Annotated in this window: 7 protein-coding genes; 1 reads left to right on the forward strand and 6 read right to left on the reverse strand. The window is 45.4% G+C overall.

What is annotated here, in order from left to right:
• Positions 1–40: 40 nt before the first annotated feature.
• The 6 genes from K401_RS0126345 to K401_RS0126370 form a co-directional block, all read right to left on the reverse strand.
• Positions 41–955: a carbohydrate ABC transporter permease gene (locus tag K401_RS0126345; RefSeq protein ID WP_024295753.1), complete on the reverse strand. Its 915-nt coding sequence runs from the start codon at positions 953–955 to the stop codon at positions 41–43.
• Between the two features lie 9 nt (positions 956–964).
• Positions 965–1,912, reverse strand: a complete 948-nt coding sequence (locus tag K401_RS0126350; RefSeq protein ID WP_024295754.1) for an ABC transporter permease — start codon at positions 1,910–1,912, stop codon at positions 965–967.
• 440 nt (positions 1,913–2,352) lie between these two features.
• Positions 2,353–3,258, reverse strand: coding sequence for a sensor domain-containing diguanylate cyclase (locus K401_RS0126355; protein ID WP_029701018.1), 906 nt, complete (start codon positions 3,256–3,258; stop codon positions 2,353–2,355).
• 151 nt (positions 3,259–3,409) lie between these two features.
• Positions 3,410–7,465, reverse strand: a complete 4,056-nt coding sequence (locus K401_RS32080) for a leucine-rich repeat protein (protein ID WP_024295756.1) — start codon at positions 7,463–7,465, stop codon at positions 3,410–3,412.
• Between the two features lie 191 nt (positions 7,466–7,656).
• On the reverse strand, positions 7,657–8,541 hold the full coding sequence (locus tag K401_RS0126365; RefSeq protein ID WP_024295757.1) for a response regulator: 885 nt from the start codon (positions 8,539–8,541) through the stop codon (positions 7,657–7,659).
• Complete coding sequence (locus tag K401_RS0126370; RefSeq protein WP_024295758.1) at positions 8,519–10,432, reverse strand: sensor histidine kinase; 1,914 nt, start codon at positions 10,430–10,432, stop codon at positions 8,519–8,521. Before K401_RS0126370 ends, K401_RS0126365 begins: the two co-directional genes overlap by 23 nt.
• Positions 10,433–10,675: 243 nt before the next feature.
• Here K401_RS0126370 and K401_RS0126375 point away from each other — a divergent pair, with 243 nt between their 5' ends.
• Complete coding sequence (locus tag K401_RS0126375) at positions 10,676–12,103, forward strand: amino acid permease (protein WP_024295759.1); 1,428 nt, start codon at positions 10,676–10,678, stop codon at positions 12,101–12,103.
• Positions 12,104–12,295: the final 192 nt, after the last annotated feature.

Here is a 12,295-nt window from a genome sequence, read left to right on the forward strand (position 1 = left end):
TTTCACCCTTCCTTTCATCCTTTTCATTCAGATTTATTACTTATCCCTTTACTGCCCCTATCATCATTCCTTTGACAAAATGCTTCTGAACAAAGGGGTACATACACAGTGCCGGTAAAGAAGCCACTACAATCACTCCATACTTTATCATTTCTGCCAGGTAACGCTGCTGCTCCACTGCTTCAAAAGTCATAGCGCTGTTTCCGGCCACCTGCTGCTGTTGAATTAATATTTCACGGAGAATCACCTGAAGAGGAAACTTGCTTCTGTCCACCAGATAAATCAGCGCGCTGAAATAGGAATTCCAGTGTCCCACTGCATAAATCAGCGTCATTACTGCTATAATCGGCTTGGAAATTGGAAGCACAATGCGGAAAAAATATTTAAAATAATCACATCCATCCACAACGGAGGCCTCATACAGTTCTTCCGGAATGCTCTGTTCAAAGAAGGTTCTCGCCACAATCAGGTTATACACCCCGACGGCCCCAGGGAGTACCAGAGCCCATATGGTATTATCCATATGAAGCGCCTGTACCAAGAGGAAAGTGGGAATCAAGCCTCCCCCAAAAAACATGGTAAATACAAATAACAGCATGAGCGGTTTGATTCCCGGCAAATCCCTTCTGGAAAATGCAAATGCGGCAGGAATTGTAGAAACCAGGTTTACTGTTGTACCCACAGCCGTGTAAATAATGGAATTGCGATACCCTGTCCAAATGTCCTTATATTTAAAAATCTCCTTATATCCGTCCATATTAAAACCTTTTGGAAACAGAATCACTTCGCCGCCTGCAACGGCAATCGGGGAACTAAATGAGGAAATTACAATAAAATACAGGGGATACAACACAATCATCATCAGCGTAAATAATATGATATGGTTTGCAATATCAAACACCTTATTTGCCCGGCTTTGATTTACAAATTGTTTTCCAAATACTTTTTCTATCATTTCTTCCCCCTACCATAACGACGTCTTTGACATACGTTTTGCAACTTGATTCACAGTAAGCAGTACAATGCAATTTACCACAGAGTTAAAAAGACCAACCGCCGTAGAAAATCCATACTCACTGTTTACCAGACCGATCTTATAGATATAGGTAGATATAATTTCTGATACTCCCAGATTCAAAGGATTCTGCATCAGATAAGCTTTCTCAAATCCAATCCCCATTATTGAACCGCAGCTTAAAATTAAAGTAATGACTATTGTAGGTAAAATCATGGGCAAGTCGATCCTGAAAACTCTCTGAAGCTTGGTTGCACCGTCTATGGTTGCCGCTTCATGCAGCTCAGCGCTTACTCCTGCAAGTGTTGCGATATAAATAACTGCATTCCATCCCATGCTCTGCCAGACACCGGACCAGACATAAATATGACGCCAGAACCTTGACTGCCCCATAAATAATACAGGTTCCCGGCCAAAGAGCTTCACCAGCTGATTGATCAAGCCGCCATCCGTGGAAAGAAAAATATTTAAAATACCGACCAGAACTACAGTGGAAATAAAATACGGTGCATATGTAATAGATTGTACTGCCTTTTTAAATCTCAAATTTGCCACATAATTTAATCCCAATGCCAGGATAATAGGAATGGGAAATCCCACAATCAAGGAATAAAAACTGATGGACAGTGTATTAATCAAAAGATTTTGAAACTGTGGTGAATGAAAAAATCTGGTAAAATTTTCAAAACCCACCCATGGGCTCCCCAGTATTCCTCTTAAGGGGTTATAGTCCCGAAATGCAAGCTGGATTCCATACATGGGAACATAGGAAAATAAAATCAATCCAGCAAATGCAGGCAGCAAAAATATATATAGCTGCCAATTTTTTTTCAATCGCTTCTCCATACTCATGCTGTATCTGTTTTCTTCTGTCTGCTTTTTTTGGCCTTTTTTCACAAAATACCCCCTCTCAGCAATTACCCTCCCTTTATTTGTTAACTTTTGTTACTTAATTTATATTTAACTTATGCTTAATATATTACCTTATATTTATTCTAATATCAAGTTTTATTTTAGCATTTTGTTAGTTTCCTGTTAACAGTCCCTTACATAACTCCTTATTTTTCTATAATTTTCAAGATATATCTTCACTTTATTTAGACATTATGTACACTTCAAATATTTTAAGGAAAAAAAGCGGTATGCCCCCTCTAAAGGAACATATCGCCTCAGATTACTGACAAACAAAAGTGTGTCCAGGCCATTTATATCGGCAAAATAAAAAGGCCATGCCTTTCGTTTTGAAAAACATAACCCCAAATTCTTGCATTAAAAAATTACCCCTGTCTTTTTAATTACGAATACCCGCTCACAAATTGCTGAAATCTTCTATCCTATTATTCTTCACTTACTATGCAGTTCCGGTTTGCTTTTGCCCGGTAAAGACATTCATCCGCTTTTGAGATAATGGCATCTGTATCCATTCCCATTTCTAACTTGTATTGGGCAACTCCAATGCTGATTGTGATTCTGATCAGAGTGGAATTATAATAAATATTTAGCTCTTCCACAGCCATTCTCAGTTGTTCGGCAATGCCTGCTGCCTCCGGCAACACCGTATCTGCAAGACATACCACAAACTCATCGCCCCCAAGTCTACCTAGAAAATCACGGAAACGCAGTCTGGACTGTGCACACTCCGTAAAATGCTTGAGGATAATATCCCCGCCAAGATGGCCATGCTGGTCATTGATCTGTTTAAAATAATCTATATCAATCAAAAGTAAGGACATTGCGATCTTTCCGAAATGCGCCCGCTCTATCTCTGCTTTTAATTTCTGAATAAAACTGCCCCGGTTAAAAGCCCCCGTCAGATAATCAAAAGTTGCCAGAAAAATAATTTCTTCATTGCTTCTTATAAGATTTCCCACGCTATGCTTATAGGTAGTGATATCTCGGAAGGTCATTGCGATAAGAGCAAATCCTTCTTCGTCTTTAAAGATTACCGACGTACATTCTGCCAGAAACTTACTTCCATTGCTTTTTATGAATGTCAGCTCCACTCTTGTTGATCCCAGCTTGTTTCTTTCTCTCATTGCAAGAGCTACCTTCGGATCGCCCAAATCAACAATCGCCGCACGGCCGCCACGGCATAATTCTTCTTCGGTTTTTTCAAATAGTCTGCAGGCTTCCGGGTTTGCCCGGCAAATTTCACCGGACACTGTAGTAATTAATATGGCATCCATGCTGTTTTCAAACAATAATCTGTAATGATTCTCTTTAAATATAAAATCCGTATCCATCACCTCCGCTTCTTTGAAAACTGAAAGGAGCCCGCTCTCTGTTGAAAGAAGGCAAGCTCCTTTGTTTCCCATAGCTGGACAATCATAGGGCTAAGCTCCATAGACTCTTAACTTTAGCCCCGACTTTTGATAAGTTTACTTTTTGCTTTCCTTATGTTGTTTTCCATACACCGTTTTCATCTACCTCATATTCGCCAACTCTGGTACTTTTTTCAAGGCAGCCTTCAGCATTGAGGTAATACCATCTGCCGTCGATCTGGAGCCACTTTCCAGCTGCCATGATGCCGTCTTCGGCAAAATAATAGGTCTTGTTGTTCCCATTTATACCAAGCTCCCTAAAACCGGTGAGGGCTTTTCCATCTTTGTAGTACAAATACTGTCCGGCATCGTTCAGCGCCCAGCCCTGGGCAGTTGCAGGATTAATAGTCAGTTTGATATACCGGTGCAGCATGGAGGAAAACTCTGCACGTGTGACACTGGACTTGGGATTAAATTTATTGTCCTTGCCGCCCATCATAATGCCTTTCTGCTGCATGGCTGTAACCGCAGAACGATAGCTGGTTCCAATTGCAGATGCGTCCGCATAAGCCACGGCTTCGCGGATTGCCGGCATAGTACAGCCGGTTGCTGTTTCATAGTTTGCAAGGATCGCTGCGGTTTCTTCACGGGTCACCGCCCTGTCAGGTGCAAACTTGCTGTTGCCCACATCTTGAATGATACCCTTGCTGTACGCCCATTCAATATAAGGGCGGCAGATACTGTCCGCCTTAACGTCGGTGAAGCTGTTGGTTATGTAATTTTCTTCTTCCACGCCAGCAAGCGTTCCGAGAGCTGTAACCAGCATCCCCCGCGTCATGGCAGCATCGGGAGAAAACGTATCTTTTGAAGTTTCGGTCAGCAATCCCCGTCCCGCCACATAGTCAATGCTGTCCTTTGCCCAATGAGAGGAAACATCAGTAAACTGAGCGGTGGGGTCAGTGTAGCTGACTCCATATACAGAAAAATGATTGGTGGCAAAAATAATGCTTTGGCTGTTGACATCATAGGCTGAACCGGGAACACGGCTGACAATTCCTTTATCATCCACATACACTGCATATAAATAGCCGATTTTCTCGTTTTGGGCCGGTGTATACGGGAGACTCACATAAACGGTTCCGTTGCCGAAGTCCGTCACAGCTCCCATACCCCCTTGATAGCTTGCCTTGAATTCAAAAACCGGACGGCTGCCGATGGCCTTCTTTGCCGCTGTTCCCAGGGTTGCACTGTCTATTTTTGCCGCGGTCAGCTGAACGTCTGTGTTGGCCTGTCTGTTAATTTCAGTAATTGCCTCATTGTTCAGTCCCATGACAATATCCGGGCGGTCGATGGTCAGCTCTACAGCGGCAATTTTATTACTGATGATCTGCTGCTGGGTCGTTTCAGGCAGATTCACCGTAACGGTGTCCGCATCCAGTCCACTCATGGAAACATGGACTAAAACCGTAATCTCTCCGGCGTTCTTGCCTTGCTTTGCGGCATTTGCCGCAGCGGCGGCAATGGAATCTGTGATGTTTTTATCTGTCAGAGTTGTACTGGCATTGCCGTTACTGTCCACGGTGGCCATATTTTCCGTGGTACCGGTAACTGGCGCTGTGGGTTTAACGGATGACACGGAAGAAGAGCTTCCACTGAAGTCGCTTCCACCAGAGCCATTGTTGTGAGAGCTTTCTCCGGAACTGCTCTGGCGAGTGATGGTGAAGGTATAAACCTGTGTTGTACCATCCTGTGCCCTCACCTTCACATAGGCCGTATTTGAGTTTGCGTTCAGGGTCATGGTTTTATTTGAGATTTCATTCTGGCAGCCGGCATCACTGTACAGCTTCCATGTCGCATTTGCGCTCACCGTAAGAGTTACGGTCAGGCTGGTTACGCTGTTTGCAACGGTTGCGGCAATGGTCGTGCCGCTGATCGCGGCGCTGCCTGGAGAAGTAACTCCTGTCACATCCTTTGCACTGCTCTGCCGGACAACTTCTCCAATTATGATCTCCGTCGAATCCGGGCTTGCATTGTACAGATCATTTGCTGTGAAACGCACTGCATAGGAGCCTGCACTCAGTCCGGTAATTTCACCGGCAGCATTGGAAGCTGCTTTGGAATAGGAACCGCCGTTCCGTTTATACTCATAATTCGCGTTGGCGGCCAGACCAGTGATTTTTCCGTCGCTTCCCCCATAAATCGTTGTATCCGCCTTACCAAGTCCTGAAGGGGCACTCTGTATTCCTTTGGTCACAGTAAGCGTAGCAATTACCATGGAACCGGCCTGATGTGTATCAGTCTCCGCTGTTTCCAGACCGATTCTGATTATTCCTGCCCTAGTGACAGTGAGGCTGCTTCCTGAAATTGTTCCTGTACCGGTACCGCCGGATTCAACCCTATAGGTTCTTGCACCAGCGTTAGAATCTACAATGAACAAACCGGATACTGAAGTAAGGTCTATGAGGGTGCCGTTGTAGGTCACACTTCCCGTACCGGATGTGTTGCTTACTGCCGTCTTCAGTTCAAAAATCAATTGCTCGTATATACCAAGGTTTGGAATGGCCTTATAGGCGCCCTTACTGCCTGCCGGTACGTAAATCACTTCAAGATTACTGCAGCCATAAAAAATTTGAGTGCCTGTCGCCGGAGGAGTCGCACCTTCAAATGTTACCGTTTGCAATGCTCCGCATGTGGCAAATACATACTCGGAAATCTTTGTCACACTGCCTGGAATTTCAATGGTTGTCAATGAGCTGCAGTTGTAAAAAGCATTAAACCCAATGCTTTTTACACTGTTGGGGATTTCAACTTCCGTCAATGAAGTGCAATTATAAAATGCCTTATTATCAACGTTTGTCACACCACTGAGAATTTCAACTGTTTTTACCGCACTTCTGACTACATCAAACACGTAGATGGAACTCCAGTTTGCCATGCCCGCATCGTTTTTAATCGTCAGCTTTCCGTCGTCATCCAGCGTCCATCCGGTATCAATGACGATAGGATTAATCTTACTTGCATAGCTTAACATATTTGCTGCCGTCTTGTATGTGTCCGTACTGTCAGCCGGCACATAAATTGCCTCAAGCTTGGGGCAGTTGTAAAAGATATCAGGCCCTATTGTTGGCGGCACTTCACCTTCAAAAGTAACCTCAGTCAGCCCGGTACAGCCGGAAAAGGCACACACATTAACCTCCTTTACAGAATCCGGAATGGTGATCTGCGTCAGTGAAGAACAGCCGTCAAAGGCATAATTGCCAATACGGGTTACTGATTGGGGAATAGTAATACTGCTAAGAGAACTGCACCCCTGAAACATCTGCACTTCAATCGTTGTCAGCAATGGAGGAAGGGCGACGCTTTCCAGAGAGGCACAGTCTCTAAATGCCTGCTGCCCAATGCTTGTCACCGTATCGGGGATGGTTATTTGTGTCATATTTGTACAGCCATAAAATGCACTGATTTTTGTTACGTCGTCTTCAATAATAACTTCTTTTACCCGCGCTGCATCTGCCGTATGGTTGAATAAGTATCCACTGCAGCCTGACATACCCATATCGCTTGAAATCGTAAGCGTACCGTCCTCATCCAGCGACCAGCCGGTTCCGCTTGCCAGTGTCATCATTGCCCCCGCAGTCCTGACCGAAATTGCGGATTTTTTTACTGTCACGGTAATTACCGGAATCTCTGCGTCCCCGGACAGCGTGTATTCCCGCGTCAGCTCAGGTGCAAAAACATAGCTGCCCGGTGTCTCGCCGTCAAATTCCGGTTCAGCTTCCCATGTTACGGGGATGGAAACAGCGGTTTCAACAATTTCTATCCCTTTTGGATCTTCCTGTGTCTTACATATTTGAATCGCCGAGCTGGGAGTTGCCTCGGCAGGGGCCTCCTCAGCCGGATCCTCTCCTATGTTTTCTTCCTGCTCCGATTCTTCTGAATCCCTATCCTTTATGGGGATTTCTAACCGCACTGTGGCGGTAAGCGTATCCGGCAGCTTTACATCCGAAAGATCAGCACCAACCTCCACCTCCTGATTTGCCATCCATGACGGCAATGAGTCAAATTCCGTAATTTCTCCGCCCCCGCCAATGTCTGTCTTACCCATCGCCGCAAACGGAGCCCCTCCCAGCACCATGGCCGCCGATAAAGTCATGGCCAGTATGCGCCGGGAAAATAAGTGTTTCATCATACGTCTTCCTCCTTCTGTCTCCACTTCTGGAATATACAAGAATTCTCCTATTTCTGTCCTTTTCGACAATATTCCAATTATGATTATATCAACTGCCTCTCAACGAATTCTCAACACAGCGGCGCAAAACAAAAGAACCGGATTAAAATCAGCCTTATCAGCCAACTTTAATCCGGTTCTTTTGATCTGCTCTACACAGCGGTGCTTCTTCCTGCTGCGGACAACCGCTCCTGTAATCTCTGTTGCTTGATTGCGTAACCTGCTCTTTTCTCCCTTGCCCAGTTCCAGTCCTCATACGCCAGGTAATCTTCCGTATACAGGGCAGCTGCCTCACATCCTGCAGCAGAACTGCCGGTTGCCATAAACAGCCGGAACGCCTCGTCATACCGCCGCACATCCCACTGGGAATCCTTTAAATTGAAGATATAGCTGTCATTTGCATAGGCAATGGACGCGGCAGAAATCCCATATTCCCGCAGACATTTGCGAATGGCCCAGACCGCTGTCTGCAAATTGCGCAATGCCTGGTTTGGACTGTTTTCCGGCCAGAGGTCATCGCAGATTTTAAACTTATCCAGCCAAATACCTTCGTTTGCAAGAAAATAAGCCAGCAGTTCCCTTGGCTTGCTGCGGTTCCATTTGACAGCTTCTTTTCCCAGATAAATACTGAATTTTCCAAAAAACTGTATCCGAAGAGTCTCTGGCGGCTGCGGTATTCCCCGTTTACGCCGTATCCGCTCCATAGTCTTTTCCAGCCGCTCAGGACGGACCGGCTTTAAAATATAGTCAATGGCATTGATCTCAAATGCTTCCACGGCATACTGGTTATAGGCCGTCACGAACAACACGTTCAAATCCGGATTTCGCTGCAGCAGCCGCTCGGCAAGCTCAAGTCCGCTTAAGGTACGCATTTCTATATCCAAAAAGGCCAGCTCTGGCCGTGTTGATTCTATTTCCCTTAGTGCCTCCATAGGATCTGTATAGCTGCCCGCAATCTCAAGATCCGGATAGCTTGCAAGCAGCCGTTCCATCTCGCGCAGCAGCATCTCCTCATCATCCACTAAAATCGCCCTCATGCAATACCTCCCTATATGGAATTTCAAGAGTCACCACCGTTCCGACTCCCTCCGTACTTTCGATCTTCAACCGGGCGCCTTTGTAACTCTCAAGTCTGCCCTGTATATTTTTTAATCCTACTCCGGCAGCGGGACAGTCTCCCCGGCGAATTCCATCTAAACGTTCAATTGGAATTCCAACGCCGTTGTCCTCCACCTTGATCACAACAAAATCATTTTCTCTGCGGATCTGCAGAAAAAGCCTGCCGCCCTCCGCCTGTTTGAAGATACCGTGGCGGACGGCATTTTCCACAATCGGCTGGATGCTTAAAAGAGGCACCATGGTGTCCAGACCTTCCTCGATATCATAAACCACCTCAAGTAAGTCCCCAAATCGGGCCTGTTCTATGGAAAGATAGGCTTTTACCGTATTCAATTCTCCGGATAAGGGAATCATGCCGTCATGTGCTTCAAAGTGAAAGCTGCCCCGCAGATAATCAGTCAGATCATAGAGCAGGTTCTTGGCCTTTTGGGGCTCCTGGGTTGTCTGCGCAACGATCACGCTGAGAGAATTGTAGAGAAAATGAGGCTTGATCTGTGCCCGCAGAAAAGCAATTTCCGCCTCCTGAGCCTTCTTCATGGAACGGCGGAGGCGCTCAACCGTATTGCGGTATTCCATGGACAGGTACGCGATCATCACTACGGTGAAAAATAGGATAAACACCTGAATAAAGCCGGAGCTTTCCTTGATTCCCAAAGAAAACAAAATCGCATCCGCAGAATACAGATTCACCGACAGCAGGGCCACAAACAGTAAAAAGCCTTCCGCATTCCGGACATATAGACGAACCGACCGGATCAGAAGCACCAGCAAAACAACCGTATTGCACACCATCACAGCTGCATGGATTTTGTAATACGCATGGATGGGCAGTACCAGAATCATCACCAAATAGATACTGTATGCCAGCGAAACCAGACGGGCTAAGCGCAGCTGAAGCAGACCGCTCCTGAATTTACAGAAGATCCAAATCACAACGATAAAATCTGCGGACAGGCAGATATCCTTAAGCTTAAAAGCCAACGTAAAGGGAATATCCGGCAAAAGAAGCAGCAAAGAACGCTGATCAGAAAGCCCGTTTCCCCACGCCAGTAAAAAACAGAACAGGGAAAAAAGCAAAAGCATGGGATTTTTCAGCACACCGTCCCGGGTAATGATAAAAAAAATCATATGTAAAAGGGCAATTGTGCACAGGGTTGCAAAAATCAAAAGAGACGCCAGATGTTTGCGCTGGTGCCGCTCCAGCATGGTATCCTCCCGCCCAAGCTCCAGGGATGCCGGAATGCCGGAATTGAGATACTCATAATTGGCTACCTGAACTATGACTTCAATTCTCCCGCTGTAATTTTCAAAAAAAACCAGCTGCGGTGTATTGCCGGACCGGTAACTCTCTGCCTGCTGTGCAGGAATTCCATCAGCAAGCAACTCCTGTCCGTTGACATATACCCGGCTGGAAAAGCGCGCGTTGACTTTTTTCAGCGCCAGTCTTCCCCGAAATGGGACCTGCTCCAGCACCAGCCTGTAGGTTGCGCAGCCAAAAACGGGAAGTGTTGTTCCCTGCACCGTCTTTTTACTCCATAAGGAGGGGACCTGCATATAAGCGGCGGATTGTGAAGTACTTTCAGCCTGGAAATCTTCTGGCGTTAGCAGCTTATTCCAGTAAAATTCCCATTCCCCGTCCAGACGCAGGACAGGGTCACGATCTATATTCCACGCGGAGGCATCCATTCTGCCCTGTTTTGCAGTCAGCCGGGTTTCCGGGACATATTCCTTGCCCCACAGCATGGACAGCAGAAGCGCCAGCACCCCAACTATGGTGACTGCGCTGATGATCAAAAGCCGTTTTAGCATCCTTTTTCCTCAATTACTGTAATTTTTTCATGATCATTGATTTCCATTTCATTATACTACGAATTTTGTCGAATTTCCAGAAACTTCTTTCCTGGTTTCTTTAAAATTGAGGTCCTGATCTATGCCGGAAATTAGGATGTTAAATTTTTTCTTTAATTAAGCTTTATCAATGTATTTTCAATGTTTCGAATAACTTTTCCGTTATATGAAATAATAATACAAAAATTAAAAGCGAGGAATCCTATGAAAAATAAGGCAAAAGGTCTTACTGCAGGCCGCTTAACGATGATGGCTCTGGGAACCGTAATCGGAGGTTCCTTTTTTTTAGGCTCATCGGTTGCCATACAGGCTGCCGGCCCGGCAATTATTCTTTCTTATCTGATTTGCGCTGTTATGGTTTATTTCATTTTATTTGCGCTTTCAGAAATGACGGTATCCAATCCGGATTCTGCTTCTTTCCGAACATTTGCTTCTCAGTATATAAACAGTGGCACAGGCTTTGTGGTGGGCTGGGTCTATTGGACCGGAATGGTCATTTCCATGTCCAGCGAGGCTACCGCCGTTGCCTTGCTATTCCGGACATGGTTTCCGGACGTTTCAATCCCAATTCTGGGCACTGCTTTGATCGTCGGGGTCACGTTATTAAATCTTTTGGGTGCAAAACAGCTAAGTCATCTGGAAAGTGTTCTGTCAGCAATAAAGATTATTGCTATTATCGGATTTATTCTTTTAGGTTCCATGATCGTATTGGGTGTATTACCTGGCTCCCGTCCCTTAGGAAGCAGCATATTGCGATCAGAGCCATTTCTCCCCGGGGGCTTAAAAAGCCTGGCAGGAAGCATGCTGATCGTTTTATTCACCTATGCAGGTTTTGAAATCATCGGACTGGCTGCCAGCGAAACAGAAAATAAACAAAAAAATGTGCCCCGCGCCATCCACTTAACGGTTTTCTGGCTGGTAACACTATACATTCTGTGTATTTCAGTTCTTTTGCTGCTGGTCCCCAGCGATTCGTTAAGCGAAAACGTAAGCCCCATGGTTACGGCCTTAAACCGCTACCAAATGACCTGGGCCGGCACTGCCATGACAGTTATATTAATCAGTGCAATTTTGTCTACTATGCTGGCCGCCATGTTTGGAATCGGAAGAATGCTCCGTTCTCTTGTGGATGAACGGCTTGGTCCTGCATTCTTAAAGGACAAAACCGATGTCCCCTACCGGGGAATCTTATTTTCCGGCTTATGTATGATGCTGTTTCTGTACGTTGGACTGCTTCTTCCGGGAGTCTATCTGTTTTTGATCAGCTCCGGGGGATTCGCTTTGCTTTTCACTTATATTGTGCTCATGTTTACTCATATCCGTTTCCGGAAAAAGAACGGGAAACCGGAAGGAAACTGCCGTCTGTGCGGATTTCCCTACAGTTCCCTGTTTACCATGGCCGGACTGATCATAGCCATGTTCAGCATGCCATTTTTAAAAGGACAAACCTTGGGGTTCCTTGCGGGTATTGTTCTCGTTGCTTTTTTTACGGTCTGCTATGCAATTGTAAAGGCAACAAGCAAACGGAAACTGCCCCAACAGAAACAATATCCGGCGGGAACACAGGAGCATCGGCGTATTTTAACGGAATTTTCAGAAGAAATTTATGATCCGGATATGGAGAAGAAATGATATTTTTACTCAAAATATAATATTTTTTTCCAGGGTCCTGCCGGTTAGACGTAAATAACTTTTGAGCTAAATTATTTATGGCAAGCGGTGGTTTTGAAAAGTACGCAATCAAAGCTACCGCTTTTTTTGATAAGAAAATAGGAATAAAAGCTGAACACAAATGAGATTCTGGAAGAAGCAACAAAAATTGTA

It is taken from the genome of Lacrimispora indolis DSM 755 (assembly GCF_000526995.1).
GTDB classification, from domain to species: domain Bacteria; phylum Bacillota; class Clostridia; order Lachnospirales; family Lachnospiraceae; genus Lacrimispora; species Lacrimispora indolis.

Coding starts and splice junctions, on each gene's coding strand:
- K401_RS0126345 (WP_024295753.1), bottom strand. CDS start 955: ATGATAGAAAAAGTATTTGGAAAACAATTTGTAAATCAAAGCCGGGCA.
- K401_RS0126370 (WP_024295758.1), bottom strand. CDS start 10,432: ATGCTAAAACGGCTTTTGATCATCAGCGCAGTCACCATAGTTGGGGTG.
- K401_RS0126365 (WP_024295757.1), bottom strand. CDS start 8,541: ATGAGGGCGATTTTAGTGGATGATGAGGAGATGCTGCTGCGCGAGATG.
- K401_RS32080 (WP_024295756.1), bottom strand. CDS start 7,465: ATGATGAAACACTTATTTTCCCGGCGCATACTGGCCATGACTTTATCG.
- K401_RS0126375 (WP_024295759.1), top strand. CDS start 10,676: ATGAAAAATAAGGCAAAAGGTCTTACTGCAGGCCGCTTAACGATGATG.
- K401_RS0126355 (WP_029701018.1), bottom strand. CDS start 3,258: ATGGATACGGATTTTATATTTAAAGAGAATCATTACAGATTATTGTTT.